This is a genomic window from Paenibacillus sp. FSL R7-0297 (assembly GCF_038009025.1).
GTDB lineage: Bacteria > Bacillota > Bacilli > Paenibacillales > Paenibacillaceae > Paenibacillus_AQ.
Window position 1 is genome coordinate 3,042,773 of sequence record NZ_JBBPAQ010000001.1, and the last position, 19,636, is coordinate 3,062,408.

Genomic DNA, 19,636 nt, shown 5'->3' on the forward strand with positions numbered 1-19,636 from the left:
GTGCAGCGTTACATCACTTTGTGGGGTAGAGTTTGTGGGGTAGAGTTTATGGGGCTGAGTTTATGTTACACTTAAGCGGAGGTGAAGATATGGAACCGTTTATGCGGATTGACGGAACGCCTAGGCTGCTTCATCTGGAGCCGTGGCGTGAGAAGTATAATGCAATCACAGCAGGATTCACAGGCAGAGAGGGCGGCAGCGGTACGAAGCCGTATGACAGCTTCAACTGTGCGCTTCATGTCGGTGATGATCCGGCTATTGTGCTTAGCAACAGGAAGCTGCTGGCCGAAAGTCTTGGTTTCGGGCTCCAGTCCTGGACCTGCGGAGAACAAACCCATGGTAAAGATATAGCTGTAATTACAGAACAGGACCGCGGAAGAGGCAGCCTGGACCGGTCTACAGCTTTTCAGGCTACCGACGGGCTTCTGACTAATATGCCGGGTGTGCTGCTGACTTCCTTTTATGCGGATTGTGTGCCGCTATACTTCTATGACCCCGTGTACAGTGTTGTGGGGCTGGCACATGCAGGCTGGAAGGGGACTGTGGCAGAGATCGCAGCAGCGATGGCGGACAGAATGGAACAGGAGTATGGAAGCCGTCCGGAGGATATCCAGGCTGCTATAGGCCCTTCGATTGGCGAATGCTGCTACGAGGTAGATGATTATGTAATGGACCATGTCCGCCGGCTGGAGGCCGGGCTGAACCCGCTGATGATGGTGGAAGGGGCGCCGGACTTATATAGAAGCTCGGATAAGGACAGCAGCAAAAGTATGCTGAACTTGAAAGAAATGAATCAACGCATTATGATAAAAGCAGGAATATTGCCGACTCATATCGAATGTACATCTTGGTGTACAAGCTGTAACAGTGATCTGTTCTTTTCGTACCGCAAGGAAAATGGGGTTACAGGGAGAATGACGAGCTGGATCGGAATAAAGGAGAGTTGAATGTTGGCCTCATTACAGGAAAGAATCGCCATCACCATGGAACGTGTCGCACAGGCCTGCGCGGTCAGCGGCCGTGAGGTGAGTGACGTCAAGGTTATCGCGGTGACGAAATATGTACCTCTGGACACGGTAGCTGCTGTACTGGAAGCAGGGCTCACGGAGATTGCGGAGAGCCGCTGGCAGGATGCAGAGCCTAAATGGAATGCGCTTGGACACAAGGGAATCTGGCACTTTATCGGGCATTTGCAGACCAATAAGGTAAAAGACGTTATCGGTAAATTTGAATATATACACTCGCTCGACCGGCTATCGCTGGCACGGGAACTCCACAAGAAGGCGGACGCCGCCGGACTGGATGTTAAGGTGTTCCTGCAGGTGAATATTTCCGGAGAAGATACAAAGTTCGGTTTACCGCCCGAAGCGGTGGAGGGGTTCCTGAAGGACATCGCCCCGCTAAACCGTGTGAAGGTAATCGGACTAATGACCATGGCCCCGCATGAGGAAGATCCGGAGCTTACCCGTCCCGTATTCCGGGGGCTGCGTGAGCTGCGTGATTCACTTAATCAGCTTGCTTTGACACCTGAGCCTATACAAGAGCTGTCGATGGGAATGTCGAATGATTTTGAAGTGGCGATACAGGAAGGAGCCACCCGGGTGCGCCTGGGTACGGTACTAGTAGGTCATTAGGAGGGAGATTGATGGGCGTGATGAACCGGTTTATGAGTTTCTTGGGTTTGCAGGAGGAAGAGGAAATAGTGGAGCGGGAGCAAATCTCCCGTGATGAGGATGAATACGAACCCGCCCCTGTAGAAACACGCAAAAATCAGCGGGCTAACGTCGTCAGTATCCATTCGCAAAAAAATGTGAAGGTTGTGCTCTACGAGCCGCGTTCATATGACGAGGCCCAGGAGATTGCCGACCATCTGCGTGCTCACCGCACGGTAGTTATTAATTTGCAGCGGGTGCGTAACGACCAGGCAATGAGGATTATTGATTTTTTAAGCGGAACAGTTTATGCCCTGGGTGGAGGAATATCCAAAATTGGGGGCAATATATTTATGTGCACTCCAGATACAGTGGAAATCCAAGGCTCCATAACAGAAATTCTTGGTGACGATCAAGACTACAACAGAATGAGGTGAGCAGGTTTTGGATCAAATATCTTCGATTATAGACATGCTATTTACAATTTACTATTACATGATTATCGTATACATTCTCATGTCCTGGCTGCCTAATCTGCGTGAGAACTTTATCGGTGAACTGCTCGGCAAGCTTGTCGAGCCGTATCTGACGCCATTCCGGAAGATTATTCCTCCGCTATTCGGAACGATCGACATCTCCCCGATTATTGCGATTGTCGTGCTCCGGTTTGCGGTAGGCGGGCTTCATTCCATTGTGGCCCTGGTGTTCGGCTAATCACATGAAGAATGAAATTTACGGCCACTTCCACCCGGATGAACGGCAATTTGTGGACAAGGCCTGGGAATGGGTTACGAATGCAGGAGAGTACCATGAGACCAAGCTGACCGAATTTCTCGATCCCCGTCAGGGATATATACTGCAGAGCCTGGTGAACCGCCATCCCGATGTCATTGTACGCTGGGAGGGCGGTTCTGACGATGCCGAGCGGAAGCGGGCTATGGTTGCGCCGGATTACCGTGATCTCACGGGTGAGGACATGGAGCTGAAAGTGCTGGCCATTACCTCGGGGGAGCAGAAATTCCTTGCGCTGGAGCATGGTGATTATATGGGCGCCATCCTGGGACTCGGCATCAAAAGAGGCAAGATCGGTGATATTCATGTGCTGGAGGACGGCTGTCACGTTGTGGTAGCTGAGGATATTGCCGATTATCTGTCCATGAATCTGACCGGTGTGCACCGGATCAGCGTTAGTACAGAGATATTGACGCTATCCGGCTTACGCAGCAGCCAGGTTAAGCTCGAAACGATGGATTTCACTGTGGCTTCTCTGAGACTTGACGGAATTGCAGCAGATGTGACCCGGCTAAGCCGGAGCAAAATTCTGGCTCCTATCAAAGCCGGACGTGTGCGGGTGAACTGGAAAGTGGAGGAAGATCCGTCCTGCAGTCTGAAAGACGGTGATGTAGTTTCTATCCAGGGTTTCGGACGGTTCAAGGTGCTGGAGATCGGCAGCTTGACGAAGAAAGGCCGTTACCGGATTCTGGTAGGCAAATTTGTCTGAGTTCTTTGCAGGATTACAGGCGTGCTTGTCGAAATTGATATTCTCAGGGAAACACCCCCCTTACACTTGGGGATATCCAAGCAAGCAGTCTTTCATCTTTGTCTTCCGGACGGAATATCGTTCAGGGACAATGGATGTCCGAAATTTCTAGGAGGTGCACAGCATGCCATTAACACCGCTCGATATACATAACAAGGAATTCTCTCGGAGAATCCGCGGTTATGACGAAGATGAGGTCAACGAATTTCTGGATCAGGTCATTAAGGATTACGAAAGCGTTATTCGAGAGAACAAAGAGCTGCACAACCAGCTTTTATCCATTCAGGAGCGACTTGATCATTTTGTCAATATTGAAGAAAGCCTGTCCAAGACCATTATCGTGGCTCAGGAGGCAGCAGATGATGTGAAGAACAACTCCAAGAAAGAGTCACAGCTGATCCTCAAGGAAGCGGAGAAAAATGCGGACCGGATCATCAACGAAGCGTTGTCCAAATCCCGCAAGGTAGCGATCGAGACAGAGGAGCTGCGCAAGCAGGCTTCCATCTACCGCACCCGTTTCCGGACCCTGCTGGAAGCCCAGCTGGAGCTGCTGTCGCAGGATGACTGGAATGCGCTTGAGAGCCGCGAGGTAAGCGAGAACGCGCTTTGAGCGCGGATACAGTCTTATGATCCGAACCTCCGGGACGATTCGGAACGCATGTGAGTAAAAAACTCCTTAGTAGAAGTGATCTTGTTTGTTTTAGAATAAACAAGACTTCTACAAAGGAGTTTTTTTGTTTGGATTTTTAAGCAGGTGCATATACTTTACCAGTGATACTCACTGGGCCTGTTATAGTGATGTCTCCCTGAAGGTCCTCCTCGTTTGTGGCAAACACTTGAAATGCATGGAATCCAACGGAGACATTCGTAAGAATAGTCTGGAACGTTGTGGTCATTTCAAGTGGTCCATCTTCATCGTTTGAAATGGACTCATGTTCAGTACTACCAACTGCCACTCCATCCATAAGGACTTGAAGTAATAGTATCGGCTGATCTGGTGGTGTAGCAAAAACGTTTGTCACCTGCCAACCTACTATAGTAGTGAGTTCTACAAAATTGGTTGCAGTAGGAACATTCATACCAAATGCTAATATCAAGGTTGGTGTTGCATCAATTGGGACAATTACTCCGTTGTGTAAATTGGTCTGTAGACTTCTAGCAAATTCAACTAAAGTATGTGCCATAAGTTCACCTCCACATATTTCATAGAAGCATTATATGGTGATTATTATTTTATGCTTGTGGCAATATCCTATAAATTAAAAAAAATCTTATATTTTCAAGGGAGGAAGATAAATGAAAATTCTTTTTATTACTTCGGGTTTTCGAGCAGTGTATTCCTTTTTTGAGCAAACTATAGTAGAAGCATTACATAATGCAGGTCACTATTGTGAATCTTTTACATTAAATAATGGCTTAAATGCATTAAAGCTTAAGAAGCAATCCTTGCAGCCAGAGCTAATATTGGTCATGGCCGGCTTGAAAATCTCCAAACCTATGCTGGAATTCATAAAACAAACAAAAGTAAAGTCAGCCATCTGGATGACGGAGGATCCATATTATATGGATTGGACCGTTCCGTTAATCCCTTATTTTGACTACATTTTCACCATTGATCAAGCTGCATTAGAACAATATACACAACTTGGGCATCCACAGGTGTATCATCTGCCACTGGGAACAGATCCGGAAATATTTCATCACGTACTAGTCTCTGATGAGTTCACAAGTGATATTTGTTTAGTGGGAGTGCCTTACAGTAACCGGATTGAGCTTATTGATTTCTTGCTGGAGAGAACAGATTATCAAATACAAATCGTTGGGAGAGGGTGGGGGAAGTATTATAATGAATGGGTTAAAAAAAACCGGGATTTAGATTTGGTGAATGCATGGGTAAAGCCTGAAACAGTTGTTAATTACTATAATGGTTCCAAGATCGTTTTAAATTGTCACCGTCTTTCTAATGAGAAATACAATAAAAATCGTATAGGTATTATTGCTAAAAGTATCAACAACCGTACCTTTGACGCTGCCAGTTGTGAAGCATTCCAGCTTACAGATTTCAAAGAAGAGCTGGCAAATCATTTTGAGGAAGGGAAAGAAGTTGTTTCTTACCAGGATAAGCATGATTTACTTGAGAAGACTCATTATTATATTGCACATGACGAAGAACGCAAACAAATTGCTGAAGAAGCTAGAAAACGTGTTCTGATTTCACATACTTTTCAGCATCGGATTCATCACTTGTTGCTGAAAGTTCAATCTTAAAGATCATAATTTCCCGGGATAAAAGAACGTTTGACAGGAAAACTGTTAAGCGTTTTTTTACTATGCGACTGTATATGCAAAAAAACATTATGTAAATCGTTGAAAATTTAGTCTTCTAACCTATTACGTTTTTGTTCTCTAGTCATATTATAGGGAGTAAACAGCAAGGGAGGTTATATGTTGGGTACCTATAATCATGACTAGTAGAACGCTCATAAAATAACGTTCGTAGGCTTAATGCTCTAACCCGTATTTCCAATGATGCGGGACAGGATTATTGTTGACCTCTTCAAGATACAACTCAATTCTTTGTTTGAGCTCTTCCTTCGATTTGACACGAAGATGCCTTAAAACTTGTTTTGTCATTTTTGCAAAGAAGCTTTCAATTACGTTTAGCCATGAACCATGTTTTGGTGTGAACGTAAATTCAAACCGTTCAGGTAAGGTTGCTAGATAGGCATTGGTCTCTTTGGAAATATGGGCAGAGTGGTTATCCAGTATGATTTGGATGCGTAATTCATGGCTATAAACAATTCACAACTCCGGTGACGCTCCTGCATTCATACCCTTCAGCCACTGCATGTTCTCGAACGTACTTAGCCAGAAGACGCTGCGTCCAAACCTCATACGAATAGCCAATCTTCCTAGGCCTTTGACAAACCAGTGAGATAACCCATGCCTTGGCTTATGGGGCTTGTGGAACGTTATGCTAGTTACAATATGCTTGTTATATCACGCAATCCATTCAATCCATTTTAACTAAAAAATAATGTAATTATAAGTGAAAAGTAGAAAGAAGGAAGGTTTTAGAATTGGAGAAGAACTCACCATATTCTAATTTAAAAGAAAAATTAATTTCTCTAAAGGCTAAAGTTGGCGTAATTGGACTTGGCTATGTAGGGATGCCTTTAGCAATTGAATTATCAAAAAAAGGTTACCAAGTTTATGGAATTGATATTAATGTAGAAAAAATCAGTAGATTAAAGAACATGGATTTCTATATGTCAGGAGTAAATAAAGAAGATTTACACGAAGTGATAAACAGTAAAAAATTTATTCCTACAAATGATTTTTCAGTAATTTCATCTTTAGATTCTATTAACATTTGTGTTCCTACTCCTTTAACAAAGGATAACATCCCGGATATGTCGTATATAAAATCAGTAGTTGAAGAAGTAAAACAATATATGCATAAAGAATTACTCATTATTTTAGAAAGTACTACTTATCCGGGTACAACAGAGGAATTGATCGAATATGAATTGACCCAAAAAGGATATAAAGCTGGCGAGGATTATTTTCTTTGTTTTTCCCCAGAAAGAGTAGATCCTGGTAATGGAAAATATAATACAAAAAACATACCAAAAGTAATTGGAGGAAAAACAAAATTCTGTACTGAAATAGCAACCTTGTTATATAAGGATGCCATTCAATCACTTGTGACTGTTTCTTCCCCTAAGATAGCCGAAATGAGTAAGCTTTTAGAAAATACATTTCGCAGTGTGAATATTGCATTCATTAATGAAATGGCCATGTTATGCGAAAAATTAGAAATAAATATATGGGAAGTAATTAAAGCGGCGAGTACAAAACCCTTTGGTTTTATGCCCTTTTCTCCTGGCCCTGGTGTTGGAGGACACTGCATTCCTCTTGACCCTATGTACTTATCATGGAAAGCAAGAGAATTAAACTTTTATAGCCGTTTCATTGAATTAGCACATGAAATAAATCATTATATGCCGGAGTATGTGTTAAATAAGGTTGAAATAGCGCTTAATAAGGTTAATAAATCTGTCAGAAACTCTAAAATATTATTACTAGGCATGGCGTATAAGCCGAATATTGATGATTTACGGGAATCTCCTAGTCTTTCGATCTATCATACATTAAAAGAAATGGGCGCTATAGTTGAATACAATGATCCTTATGCAACCCAGTTTACAGATAATGAAGGAAATATTGTACATTCCATTGAATTGGATCATCAAAATCTTCGTAATTTTGATTGTACTATCTTATTAACAAACCATAATGTTTATAACTACCACGAGATTTCGGAAAATTCCAACTTAATTATGGATACAAGAAATGCCTTTAAAAATATAGATAAACCTAACATTGTAAGGATCGGAGATTCTCATCCAGGTTGCTGAGCTTCATTCAGCATAACAGGTACCTGGCTCAGACTTTTGCGTTAGCAGACGCTGTGTAAGTGGTACACGTTTAGATTAGCAAACATACTGGAGGTATTTACTAATGGAGCAAAACAAAATAATATATCAATCTGAAGTAGGTACTTCAGTCGGTCAAATTAATAAAAATAAAGTTGTCGTTTATACTGCTATCACAGCTAATTATGACAATCTTTATGAACCCCAGTATAAATCCGATAAATTTGATTATGTATGCTTCACTGATAATCCGGATATAAAATCAAATTTTTGGAAGATAATACCCTTCCCGCGTGAGAATCTTGATTCGACAAGAAAGGCAAGATATGTAAAAATACAACCTCACTTGTTTTTTCAAGACTATAACTACAGTGTATGGGTAGATGCAAATATTACTATCGTTGGAGATCTACACGAGTTGCTGCAAAATTATTTGAAGGAATCTTCACTTGTCTTTTTTAGGCACTCTGATGGAAGAAACTGCATATATAAAGAGGCAGAAGTTTGCATACGGAGAAACAAAGATGACAAAAATGTCATTCTTGCCCAAGCTGAAAAATATGAAAAAGAGAGATATCCAGAAAATAATGGCCTTATTTCTACTGGAGTAATTCTAAGGAGACACAATGATCCAAAAATTATAGAAACAATGGACGCTTGGTGGAATGAAGTTGAAAACTTCAGTAAAAGAGATCAGATGAGCTTTAATTATATCGCTTGGAAGTATAATACCCCTTTTTCTATTCTCGATGATTACATTAGGGATAATAAATACTTCAAATGGAGAATTCACGACCATGAGACAAATCGAAAAAAATCTTTGATCTAATGTCAATACGAAGTATTAAAGTCACGAAGAATGAATATTTCGGTGGGATAGAGCCATTGAGTTAATAAGTGAGAGCCAGCCGGGGAGGGGGCTCTCTAAGCGAAAGTGACAGTTACTTGCATGGACAGCTCGATGCAATGCTAATGGTCAAAGAAAAAGGGTGATAATAAAATGAGGTTCGGTGGTAGCGATACATTAACCATTCAATCCATATTTAAGGAAGTAATGAATAACTTCACATATGAATTCTGGGTTAAGCCTGAAGCAACTCATCAAATTAGAAAAGAGTCAGTTATAGGTGCTTCAGGTATTTCAGATCAAAGGTATGTTATTGCAGCTGGTTATGGGGGCGATAATGAGTCTGCTGGAACAGGAGTGTCAGTAGGGACGAATGGTATTTCAGTTTTTGAACATACAGCAAATCATCTGCCAGCTACTTTAGTATATGAAACAAGGATTACTGACTGGACTCACATTGCAATTGTTTATCGTGATAAAACCCCATATCTTTTTATTAATGGTGAGATTAGAAAAATGGGTTTGAAAAGCCTGAAAACAAATGTTTTTGCTTCAGGGATAATCGGGGGTCTGAGTAATTACGGTTTTTTTATTGGTGAAATTACTAATGTTAGAATTTGGGATTATGCTAGAACAAAGAGACAAATTTACGAAAATATGAATAATGGAATGACTGAAAAAAAACCGGGCTTAATAAGTTTGATTTTAGAAGAAGACAGACTGAATAAGCAAAATCTAATAAGTAATGATGAACGTAATGAAACTAATATTGAAGAAATTGATGTAATCATTTGTGTGCATAATGCTTTAGAGGAAGTAAAAGTATGTCTCGAGTCATTAATTGCTAAGAGAACATTAAGCTTTAATATTATTATAGTTGATGATGGCAGTAACAAGGAAACAAGTAGATTTTTAAGGGCATATGCTGAAGTCTATAATTGTAAGCTTATTAGAAATGATTATGCACAAGGATATACAATTGCCGCTAATATAGGGTTGCTGGCATCCTCTTCTAAATATTGTGTGTTACTTAATAGTGATACAATCGTTACACTTCGCTGGTTAGAAAAGCTAATTGCATGTATGGAATCTGAGAAGGCTGTAGGTATAGCAGGTCCTCTTTCCAATGCAGCTTCTTGGCAATCCGTACCAAAATTGTTTGATCAAAATGATTGGGCAATAAATTCACTCCCAGAAAAAATGAACTTGGAACAAATGTCAAATGTAGTGGAAAACCAGTCCGATAAATGTTATCCAGAAGTTCCACTTTTAAATGGATTTTGTTTAATGGTTAAAAGAGAGGTTATAGATAAAATTGGTTATTTTGATCAGGAGACTTTTTCAGAAGGATATGGCGAAGAAAATGATTATTGTATCCGAGCAAAAAATGCTGGCTTCAAACTAAAAGTAGCCGATGATTGTTACTTGTATCATTATAAATCTAGTAGTTACACGAGTGACCAAAAAAAATTGTTGAAAAAACAAGCAGATAAGCTAATTTGCAGAAAGTATTCCAGTAAAAAAATAAGAGATTGTATGACAGTTTTAAAAGAAAATAAGGAACTAAACACTTTGAGGGAAAAAGTTGAAAATGCGATAGAAAACGGTGAAAAGTTTAAAAGAAGTAATATCTCGATTTTATTTATTTTGCCAACAAAAGGAGGAGATGGGGGATCACACTCAGTTGTACAGGAAACAATGGGACTTCGTACATTGAATATAAATGCAAAAATAGCCAACAATCTTAACCATAAGATTCCATTTTCCGAAAAATACTTAAATGTTGATGAATTTTGTGTTTATTATAAAAATAAAGATGAATTAATTCGCCTTTCTCAACACTTTGACATCGTAGTAGCTACCGTATTTACAACGGTGAAAATGTTAAAAAACATCATCGAATGTCACCCCTATATAAAACCCTCCTACTATATACAAGATTATGAACCATTGATGTTTGATAAAGATCATCATTGGTATAAAGAAGCGATAGAATCTTATACATTAATTCTAAATAATAATGCTTTTGCCAAAACGAATTGGATCCGTAATATAATAAAAGAAAATCATGGAATTGAGGTTTATAAAATTGCTCCGAGTTTAGACAACATGCTTTTTAAACCTGCAGTGACAATAAATAATAGTAAAAAAGATGTTGTTCATATTGTGGCAATGGTCAGGCCAAAAACTCCTCGAAGATCGCCTAAAGAAACAATGAATGTGTTGAAAGCGATAAAAGAAAAATATAATTCAAAAATAGAAATTTCTATATTTGGTTGCTCTGATAATGAATTGAACTCTTTAAATGTTCCTTTGAATTTTGATTTTAAAAATCAGGGGATACTCCATAGGGAACAAGTTGCAGAGCTTTTACAAGACTCCAATATTTTTATTGATTTATCAACTTATCAAGCTTTTGGACGTTCAGGATTAGAGGCAATGGCAATGGGGTGCTCTACTATCCTTCCAAAGATAGGAGGAATATATGAATATGCGGTACATGGATACAACAGTTTTTTAGTGGATACTGCTAATAATGAAGAGGTTATTCATTTTATAAGTTATTTAGTAGAAAATAAAAGCATAAGAAATAAATTTTTCTTCAATGGAATAGAAACTGCTAAAAATTATTCGATAGAAAAAGCAAGTCTTTCGCTGTATCAGTTTTTCGATCATATGTTAAATAATAAAGAAAAAGGGAATTGACAGAATACACATAAGTCAATTCCCTAATTCATGTCCACTTGATTGTAATATTGATTATACCAGGTTATAAATTTGTTGATACCGTCGTCAATGGATGTATTTGGTTTAAAGCCTACATCTTCAAATAAATTTTTTATGTCAGCATAGGTTTGGTACACATCCCCAGCTTGCATTGGATAATATTCTTTAATCGCTTTTTTACCAGTTGAATATTCAATCGCTTGAATTAAATCTATTAGTCTTTCAGGTTTATTATTCCCAATATTATAAACCTTGTAGGGTAAGGTTTTATTAACTATTGCAGGAGAGTTTTCTATAAGTCTAGTGACACCTTCAATAATATCATCAATATAAGTAAAATCCCGGTACATATCTCCATTATTAAATACTTTTATCATTTTATCTTCAATAATAGCCTTTGTAAAAGAGTAATATGCCATATCAGGTCTTCCATACGGACCATAAACTGTGAAGAAACGCAATCCGGTTGCAGGTATTTTATAAAGGTGACTATAAGCATGTGCCATTAGTTCATTAGACTTTTTTGTAGCTGCATATAAACTAACGGGTTGATCAACCATGTCTTCTGTTGAAAATGGTATCTTTTGATTAGAACCATACACAGAACTTGAGGAAGCATAAAGCAGGTGGCTTACTTTGTGGTGTCTACACATCTCGAGAACATTGAAGAATCCCACAATATTGGATTGTATATAAACATGTGGGTTCTCAATGCTATATCTTACACCTGCTTGTGCCGCCAGGTTGATTACTATATCAATATTGTTTTTTGAAAACAAGTTTTCAAGATAGTCCCTGTCAATTAAATCTGCTTTATGGAAAGTGAAATGATCAAATTTCTTCAATATGTTTAAACGGCTAAGTTTAAGGTTCACGTCATAATAATCGTTCATGTTGTCGTATCCTATTACTTTGCAACCCATGCTCAATAACTTTTGGGAAAGGTGCATACCAATAAAGCCGGCTGCACCTGTAACAAGATATGTTTTTGTGCTATCCACAGGTTTTAAATTCATTTTACACACCTACACCATAGTATTTAAATCCTTTTCCGGTTAATTCTTGTTTATCGTAAATATTTCTAAAATCAAAGAAATACTTTCCACTATTCAGTTCATCATATTTATCAAAATCCAGGTTTCTGAATTCATTCCATTCAGTGAGAATCAAAGTAGCATCCGTATTTGTAATAGCCTCGTAAGTTTCTTCACACCAAATCAGGTTATCTTTTATATCATGAAGACGCCATGTACCTTCTTCACGTCCTTTTGGATCATATACCTTTAGCTTTATGCCATACTTCACTAATTCTGGTAAGATGACTAATGAAGGTGCTTCCCTCATATCATCTGTATTAGGTTTAAAAGTAATCCCTAGAACCGCTATAGTTTTCCCCTCAACTTCACCCAGAGCATCCACGATCTTATCTACCATTCTAAGTTTTTGTCTTTCATTAGCTTTTATAGTAGCTTCTATTAAAGAGAGAGGTTCACCGCTATCTTGGGCAATTTTGACGAGAGATCTGGTATCCTTTGGAAAACAGCTTCCTCCATAACCAGGACCTGCATGTAAAAATTTGGGGGAGATGCGTCCGTCCTTTCCCATTGCTTTAGCTACTTTTTGAACGTCAGCCCCCACCTTTTCACAAAGATTAGCTACTTCATTAATAAAGGTGATTTTCATGGCAAGAAAGGCATTTGATGCGTACTTAATGATTTCTGCCGTTTCAATGTTCGTGATGACAAAAGGAGTTTCATTGATATATAGGACTCGATATACGTCTTTCATTAGATTGATAGCTTTTTCATTCTCAGCACCGATAACTACTCTATCGGGATGAGTAAAGTCTCTAACTGCAGAGCCCTCTCTTAAAAATTCAGGGTTTGAAACCACGTCGAAAGTATAGTCTACCCCTCTTTCGTTTAGAGCATCTTGCACCAGTGACTTGACTTTTTGTCCTGTTCCTACGGGTACAGTCGACTTATTGACAATCACCTTATATCCATTCATGTAAGTCGCTATACTCTCGGCAACAGTAAGAACATATTGAAGATCAGCACTTCCGTCATCTGCTGGCGGTGTTCCAACCGCAATGATGATAATGTCATTTTTTTCTACAGCATCCTGGATATTAGTTGTAAAATATAGTCGTTTATAATAATAATTTTTTTCGACCATTGTTTCTAATTCTGGCTCATATATGGGCATAATCCCTTGTTTTAAACGAGCAATTTTGTTTTGATCAATATCAACACATGTAACTTTATGGCCAAAGTCTGACAGGATTGCTCCCGACACTAAACCAACATAACCTGTACCTACTACGGCAATTCTGGACATTAATTACACCTCTTATATACCTTTTAAGTAGTAGAGATTTAATATCTGATCAAACCTTTTTGCTACAGCATTATAATTGTAGTTCTCTAAAATATAAGGCTGTATCTCACTTAAATACTTTTGTCTTTGTTCCTCATCACTAAGGATGGAAAGAGCCTTTTGTAATTCATTTTCATTATTGACAATGGCATAATCTAACTTGAACTTACGAAGTAACTCAGAATAAGCAGCAGAATTTGATACAATTGTGGGAATACCATTTGCAATCGTCACTAGCAATCTGTTATTGCTCTTTTGTTTTTCCAAACTATCGTGAGACAAAAAGCATAGACTATAGCGTTTTAGATTATTAATAAATCCTTCATATTTCCATTCTATTAACTCAACATTGTCTAATTTAATGTCTTTATTGCCTATAACACCTATTGAATATTTAGGTTGCGCGGATATATAATCAATTGCCCACATGGCTGATTCTAAATTACCTAGTTGGTGATTACCAAACCAAACTACTTTTCCGTTAAACGGTGAAAGGGAAGGGTTCAATTGTTCAACATAATCGATACCATCATTCAAAATGCAACAAGGTTTACCTAGCTTCAATTCCTCTATCCGCGCTTTTTGAGTTTCATTTGCAACAGTAATTAAATCAGCTTGCTGCGCAACTTGGTTAAATGATTCTCTGGCATCATCGTACTGCCGCCCTACCACATCATAGATGAGAAAAACCTTTCGTTTCTTTTTTTGATCTAGAATTTTTATTAAATTTTCTTGTGAAGCGGTTTGATTCACAACAATAATGTCAGCATTCTCCGGATCATCAAGATTAGCTATATACTTGTTGGGAAATAACTTTTGAAGATGATCTATTAGATATAAAGCCCGAAGTCTTGATGTGGCATTTTTTATAAAAGGCCTTCTTTTTGGGATGAATGTTATCTTAATCGGATTTATTCCCACTTTTACTCCCCTCCCAAAATAGTCTTATATAATAATATGCGTTAAATTTTGTTATGCTTAATTAAAATGCCTAAACGGTCTGCAAAATATATTCAAGAATTTTTTGAAACAAAAGGTTTTTTTATGAATTATTTTTATGTTTATACCCAATGATATAGGGATTTATACGAATTTGTTGGCCAATTTTGATTTCATTTGCAGTGATTCCCAATTTCCACAGACAATACACTAGAGAACACTGATCTCGTTCGCTTCCAGTAGCGATTTCGTTCCACCAAAGTTCATTCAACTGGTTTATTTTTTCCGTGTTTTTTCTAATAATAAATCCACTCTCAAATAATCCATAATCACGAGGAAATCCTTCATTTAGATACTTTATTTTTACACGGTCCGCAATTTCGGTGCTTACTTTGTTGACTTTTAAACAGTGTTCTAATTCTTGATAGGTGCAGCTTCGTCTTGGATGCTTGTATAAGGCAATATCTTGGCCCTCTAGACATTCCACTATCATCTCATAAATATCTTTTGCTTTTAATTTGAAATTTGCATCCAAATAAATGCTTAGGTCATGTTCTGGTAGAAATTTATGAGATAACAATTTGATTAAACGAGCCATTTTTCTTGGGCTTTCAAATTGGTTTTCCAATACTTTAATCGTCCATTTTTCAGACTTTATGCTCGGGTCATCCGTAAACAGAATATAATCCACACTTTTATCTATACATAAGGGTTCTTTAACGGAATCATGATCACCAAATAATGAAGTATAAACAACTACCTTCATAGTATGCCCTCCTCAAGTCTATTAGCGAATGATCGCTTAAGATAACTTACGTATCACATAATGTCCAAAAGAGGATGGGGCGGGTTGTCCGAAAATAGCTGGAGTAGTTGTCCGGGACCGTAAACCCGTCAAGGCCACGAAGCGTTCATTTAGCCTTGACGGGTGTTTTCAAATAGAAGAAATCGGCAGCCATCCCATTGGACTGCTTAATCCTCGAGAGTCCTCACATATTTTTCTATTATGTTGCTAATATATTTGTGATCCACGTTATCATAACAAGGAAGAGTTACGGTATTTTTTTCAAGATATTTTGCAATTGGCTGAACACTATTATACTTGTTCTTATAATAAGTTGTGTTGCTCAGGCAATACGTTCCTATTGTGGATTCAATTCCATTTTCCGTTAAATAAGCGATTAAATGATCTCTATTCATCCCTTCGGGAACCCTAAAAACGAGGGATTGAATATTATGAATCACATTGTCCAGTGAATTTTGCCTTTTAAAACCTAAAAGATGGAGTCTCTTTTTATACTCGTCAGCTATACAGTTCCTACTTTTCACAATTGATTCTAATTTAATTAATTGTTGTATTCCCATTGCTGCCTGAAGCTCCGATAGTCTGTAATTATATCCATAATTAATGAAGTCAGCCATTCCATCTCGGACAATCGCTCCATGGTTTAATTTAACACTCATAATTTCCGCGATTTCTTTCTTATTGGTTGTAATCACTCCTCCTTCGCCAGTCGTAAGCAATTTCCGGGGATGAAAACTAAAACAGGTAAGATCTGCGATTGTACCTACTTTGACTCCATTTTCACTGCTCCCGATGGCACAAGCAGCATCTTCAATCAACGGTATTTGATGTTTTTCACATATCCCTTTTATTTTAGATATTCCGCTTGGGTTTCCGAACGCATCCACGAATATGACTGCTTTTGTTTTTTTGGTTATTTTCCTTTCTAGTTCTTCCGGTTTCATATTGAAAGTATCCTGATCCACATCCGCAAAAATTGGCATCGCTCCGATATCCTCTACAACATTTACGGTTGCCGGAAAAGAAAAGTCGGATACGATCACCTCGTCTCCCAATCCTATTCCGAGTGATTTTAAGCACATTGTCAATGCTGTAGTCGCAGAGGTGGTCAGGAAGGCATGATCGACTCCTATATAAGTTTTTATTTCCTGTAAGAATTTGTTTGCATATTCTCCTTTGGTAAAAGTTCCAGATTCAAATATTCTTTTGAAATCTTCTTCAACTTCTTGAAAGGTAATATAAGGTTTTATTAATTTTATCATTTAAGAACATTCCTCTTGTTATATATTTCTTTATACCATCGCACCGTTTTTAATAACCCTTCATCAAAATCCACTACATTAAAATCAATCATCGACTTGATCTTTTGATTGCCTGCATGATGACAGGCTACATCTGCCGCTCGACAATCTTTATATAATATAGGACCTTTATAATTGAGGATTTTTGATATTTTTAAGATAATGTCTTTAATGGAAATGTGATTACCGGCTGCAATATTTACACAATCTCCACGTTTAATCACATCATAAACCTTGATTATAGAATCGATTGTATCTACTACATAAATATAGTCTCTACTTTGTAGACCGGTTCCATGGATTTCCGGAGCATCACCATTTAACAATTTCATAATCGTTGCAGGAATCACTCCTGATAGAGGGCCTTCATAATTTTGCCTAGGACCATAATTATTAAAGGGTCTGACGATAAACGCATCCAGACCGAACATGTTAACATAACTGTGTAACATGGTGTCAGCAGCGGCCTTGCCTGCAGCATAGGCCGTAGTTGGAAGTATCGGATGCTGTTCATCCATCGGCTCATATTGTGCGCTGCCATAAACCTCAGATGATGAAAAGTGACAGAGTGTTTTAAATGCTCCTTTTCTCTGTAACTCAAGCAGATTATTTAAAACGATCACATTTGTCATATAGGCATTCGATGGATTGATAAAGGAATAATTCAATGCCTTGGTGGCACAGTTGAAAACAATATCAATCTTATGTTTTTCAATTATATATTCCAGAGAGCCTTTTAATTCAGCATCATCTACATATAAGACCATTCCCTTGGACAATGCGTCTGATAAGTTTTCTCTGTTTCCTAAAAACATATTGTCAACAACTATGATTTGTTTCGCTTCATTCATCATTAATTGTTCTACCAAGTGACTCCCTATAAATCCCGCACCGCCGGTAACTAATATCGTGCTATTTTTTATTTTAGGCCTCATAGTCCACCTCCACTTGTTACTTGTTCCCCTCGATGTATGCTCTAATCATCTGTGCGACTTCCAAGGCTTTGGATGCTTCTTCAGGTCCTACAATGGAACAATGCTTCATTCGAATGGATTGTACAAAATGATCGATTTCAGCCAAAAGGGGTTCAGTGTTGGGAACGATGATCTTTTCAACTATACTTTCTTGTCGGTAGGATAGATTTTTTTCTATAACAGAATCCACTTTTTGATAGATAAATAACTCTTTGGTCATATAGTCAGATTTGATCAACCGATCTCTTTCGGTGATTGTCAACGTCCTTACTTTTTCCTGGGATAAGCGGTTGGCTACCAGATTTGCTATGACCCCATTTTTGAAAGTAAGCACAGCATTAGCCACATCCATCTGCCCAGATTCCGTCAGGCTATAACCTACCGCAGAAAGGCTTTGAATCGGACTTCCGACCAAACTTAAGACAATATCAATGTCATGGATCATAAGGTCGAAAATAACATCTATGTCTATCACTCGGTTGAGGGACCCTAATCGCCTCGTTTCAATGGAAATCATTTTGGGGCGATTGATAATTTTGTTTAGCTGTTGAATTACCGGATTGAATCTTTCCACATGTCCTACCTGAACAATGACATTCTTAGCCTTGATTAATGGTTTGATTTGTTCCACCTCTTTCATCGAACTGACGAATGGTTTCTCAACCAAAACATGTTTTCCTTCCTGCAATGCCTGTTGGATGAAAGTGAAATGTAAACTGGTTGGAACAGAAATGATGACTGCATCCACTTTTTTTAATAATTCACTAAATGACGCAAAAGGAAAAACATCGTACTCATTAGCTATTTTCAGGCACCGTTTCATATCGTTATCATAAACACCAACAAAATGGACATTTTTCATCTTATCCAGGGTCCGGCAATGATTCATGCCCATAATTCCGACTCCGGCTACCCCAATATTAATTAATTCCATTACTATCACCCTTAAATTCTTTAATTGAGGATATTACATCATCTTGTTCGTATTCTTTTAACGTTGGATAAATCGGCAGGGCCAGGATTTTTTCCGAAACCTTTTCTGCTATTGGAAAGTCTCCTTTTTGATAATCGAGTTCCTGGAAGACAGGTTGAAGATGAAGGGGTAGGGGATAATAGATGCCTGTAGCAATTTTTCTATGGTTTAGGTATGAGGCTAATTCGTCGCGATTGTCTGTTTCAATGCTGTATTGGTGAAAGACGTGTTCCCGATTCTTAACCGTAATAGGGGTTTTAACCAAACCTATCAACTTTTCTGAGTAGCGGTTCGCAATTTCTCTCCTTTTTTGATTCCAATCATCTAGTCTCTTCAATTTCACTTCTAATATGGCTGCTTGGATTTCATCTAACCGGCTGTTTAAACCGATATCAGAATGTATATATTTTTTTTCGCTTCCATGATTTCTCAATACTTTAATTTTTTCATATAAATCCTTATCACTCGTTACTACCATACCTCCATCTCCATATGTTCCGAGATTTTTGGAAGGGAAAAACGAAAAACAACCTGTATCACCAAATGATCCTACTTTTTTTCCATTAAAAGTGGCTCCGATGGATTGGCATGCATCCTCAATAACCTTTAAACGATATTTTTTGGCTATTTCCATAATCTTTTCCATATCTGCCGATTGTCCGAAAAGGTGTACAACCATAATTGCTTTCGTTTTTTTTGTTATCGCTTGTTCAATCAAAGCGGGGTTCATATTATACGTTATGGGATCAATATCGACGAAAACAGGCTTTGCCCCGACACGAGCAATAACCTCTGCTGTGGCAAAGAAGGTAAAGGGGGGAGTAATGACTTCATCTCCATCCCCAATAGACATGGCTTCCAATGAAAGAAGGAGTGCATCTGTCCCATTCGCAACCCCAATGCCATAAGAGGTCCCTACGTATTCGGATAACAATTTTTCAATTTGCTTTCCTTTATTCCCTAAAATATAGGATCCACTTTCCAGAACTTCATGCACTGACTTCTGTATCTCATCCTTTACACTCTCGTATTCCGCCTTCAAATCCAATTGAGGTATCAT

The 19,636-nt window shown here is 38.4% G+C and carries 20 protein-coding genes; 10 read left to right on the forward strand and 10 right to left on the reverse strand.

Going from position 1 to position 19,636, the window contains the following annotated elements; all coding sequences use genetic code 11:
- Positions 1-89: 89 nt before the first annotated feature.
- The 6 genes from pgeF to MKZ24_RS13315 all read left to right on the forward strand — a co-directional run bounded on the left by pgeF (position 90) and on the right by MKZ24_RS13315 (position 3,802).
- Positions 90-947, forward strand: coding sequence for a peptidoglycan editing factor PgeF (gene pgeF / locus MKZ24_RS13290; protein WP_042238523.1), 858 nt, complete (start codon positions 90-92; stop codon positions 945-947).
- Positions 948-1,634, forward strand: coding sequence for a YggS family pyridoxal phosphate-dependent enzyme (locus MKZ24_RS13295; protein ID WP_042238522.1), 687 nt, complete (start codon positions 948-950; stop codon positions 1,632-1,634).
- An 11-nt stretch (positions 1,635-1,645) separates the two neighbouring features.
- On the forward strand, positions 1,646-2,089 hold the full coding sequence (locus tag MKZ24_RS13300) for a cell division protein SepF (protein WP_039304302.1): 444 nt from the start codon (positions 1,646-1,648) through the stop codon (positions 2,087-2,089).
- Between the two features lie 34 nt (positions 2,090-2,123).
- Positions 2,124-2,366, forward strand: a complete 243-nt coding sequence (locus tag MKZ24_RS13305) for a YggT family protein (protein ID WP_042243191.1) — start codon at positions 2,124-2,126, stop codon at positions 2,364-2,366.
- A gap of 4 nt (positions 2,367-2,370) precedes the next feature.
- On the forward strand, positions 2,371-3,153 hold the full coding sequence (locus tag MKZ24_RS13310; protein WP_042238520.1) for a YlmH family RNA-binding protein: 783 nt from the start codon (positions 2,371-2,373) through the stop codon (positions 3,151-3,153).
- Between the two features lie 163 nt (positions 3,154-3,316).
- On the forward strand, positions 3,317-3,802 hold the full coding sequence (locus tag MKZ24_RS13315; protein ID WP_039304308.1) for a DivIVA domain-containing protein: 486 nt from the start codon (positions 3,317-3,319) through the stop codon (positions 3,800-3,802).
- A 136-nt stretch (positions 3,803-3,938) separates the two neighbouring features.
- Here the strand turns inward: MKZ24_RS13315 and MKZ24_RS13320 are convergent, their stop codons facing one another.
- Positions 3,939-4,376: a hypothetical protein gene (locus tag MKZ24_RS13320; protein WP_042238517.1), complete on the reverse strand. Its 438-nt coding sequence runs from the start codon at positions 4,374-4,376 to the stop codon at positions 3,939-3,941.
- Between the two features lie 112 nt (positions 4,377-4,488).
- On the opposite strand from MKZ24_RS13320, the gene MKZ24_RS13325 reads away from it, so the two are divergent.
- A complete protein-coding gene (locus tag MKZ24_RS13325) occupies positions 4,489-5,460 on the forward strand; it encodes a CgeB family protein (protein ID WP_340783631.1) in 972 nt (323 codons plus the stop codon).
- A gap of 234 nt (positions 5,461-5,694) precedes the next feature.
- Here MKZ24_RS13325 and MKZ24_RS13330 read toward each other — a convergent pair whose 3' ends face one another.
- Positions 5,695-5,994, reverse strand: coding sequence for a transposase (locus tag MKZ24_RS13330; RefSeq protein WP_445323705.1), 300 nt, complete (start codon positions 5,992-5,994; stop codon positions 5,695-5,697).
- A gap of 278 nt (positions 5,995-6,272) precedes the next feature.
- On the opposite strand from MKZ24_RS13330, the gene MKZ24_RS13335 reads away from it, so the two are divergent.
- The 3 genes from MKZ24_RS13335 to MKZ24_RS13345 all read left to right on the forward strand — a co-directional run bounded on the left by MKZ24_RS13335 (position 6,273) and on the right by MKZ24_RS13345 (position 11,184).
- A complete protein-coding gene (locus tag MKZ24_RS13335) occupies positions 6,273-7,613 on the forward strand; it encodes a nucleotide sugar dehydrogenase (protein WP_340783633.1) in 1,341 nt (446 codons plus the stop codon).
- A gap of 103 nt (positions 7,614-7,716) precedes the next feature.
- On the forward strand, positions 7,717-8,460 hold the full coding sequence (locus MKZ24_RS13340; protein ID WP_340783635.1) for a glycosyltransferase domain-containing protein: 744 nt from the start codon (positions 7,717-7,719) through the stop codon (positions 8,458-8,460).
- Positions 8,461-8,631: 171 nt separating this feature from the next.
- Complete coding sequence (locus MKZ24_RS13345) at positions 8,632-11,184, forward strand: glycosyltransferase (protein ID WP_340783640.1); 2,553 nt, start codon at positions 8,632-8,634, stop codon at positions 11,182-11,184.
- Positions 11,185-11,207: 23 nt separating this feature from the next.
- On the opposite strand, the gene MKZ24_RS13350 is transcribed toward MKZ24_RS13345, so the two are convergent.
- The 8 genes from MKZ24_RS13350 to MKZ24_RS13385 form a co-directional block, all read right to left on the reverse strand.
- Positions 11,208-12,221, reverse strand: a complete 1,014-nt coding sequence (locus MKZ24_RS13350) for a GDP-mannose 4,6-dehydratase (RefSeq protein WP_042238511.1) — start codon at positions 12,219-12,221, stop codon at positions 11,208-11,210.
- Between the two features lies 1 nt (position 12,222).
- Positions 12,223-13,545 carry a UDP-glucose dehydrogenase family protein gene (locus tag MKZ24_RS13355; protein WP_340783658.1) on the reverse strand — a complete coding sequence of 441 codons (1,323 nt, stop codon included), beginning with the start codon at positions 13,543-13,545 and terminating at the stop codon, positions 12,223-12,225.
- A gap of 12 nt (positions 13,546-13,557) precedes the next feature.
- Positions 13,558-14,505, reverse strand: a complete 948-nt coding sequence (locus MKZ24_RS13360; protein WP_042238507.1) for a glycosyltransferase — start codon at positions 14,503-14,505, stop codon at positions 13,558-13,560.
- Positions 14,506-14,626: 121 nt separating this feature from the next.
- Positions 14,627-15,289, reverse strand: a complete 663-nt coding sequence (locus tag MKZ24_RS13365) for a glycosyltransferase domain-containing protein (protein ID WP_042238505.1) — start codon at positions 15,287-15,289, stop codon at positions 14,627-14,629.
- A 206-nt stretch (positions 15,290-15,495) separates the two neighbouring features.
- On the reverse strand, positions 15,496-16,590 hold the full coding sequence (locus MKZ24_RS13370; RefSeq protein WP_042238502.1) for a DegT/DnrJ/EryC1/StrS family aminotransferase: 1,095 nt from the start codon (positions 16,588-16,590) through the stop codon (positions 15,496-15,498).
- Entirely contained in the window at positions 16,587-17,564 is a 978-nt protein-coding gene (locus tag MKZ24_RS13375) for an NAD-dependent epimerase/dehydratase family protein (protein ID WP_340783663.1), read from the reverse strand. Before MKZ24_RS13375 ends, MKZ24_RS13370 begins: the two co-directional genes overlap by 4 nt.
- Positions 17,565-17,580: 16 nt before the next feature.
- Positions 17,581-18,537 (reverse strand): Gfo/Idh/MocA family protein, encoded by a 957-nt coding sequence (locus MKZ24_RS13380; protein ID WP_042238498.1) that lies wholly within the window; start codon positions 18,535-18,537, stop codon positions 17,581-17,583.
- Positions 18,524-19,636: a DegT/DnrJ/EryC1/StrS family aminotransferase gene (locus MKZ24_RS13385; protein ID WP_042238496.1), complete on the reverse strand. Its 1,113-nt coding sequence runs from the start codon at positions 19,634-19,636 to the stop codon at positions 18,524-18,526. The genes MKZ24_RS13380 and MKZ24_RS13385 overlap by 14 nt, the downstream gene beginning before the upstream one ends.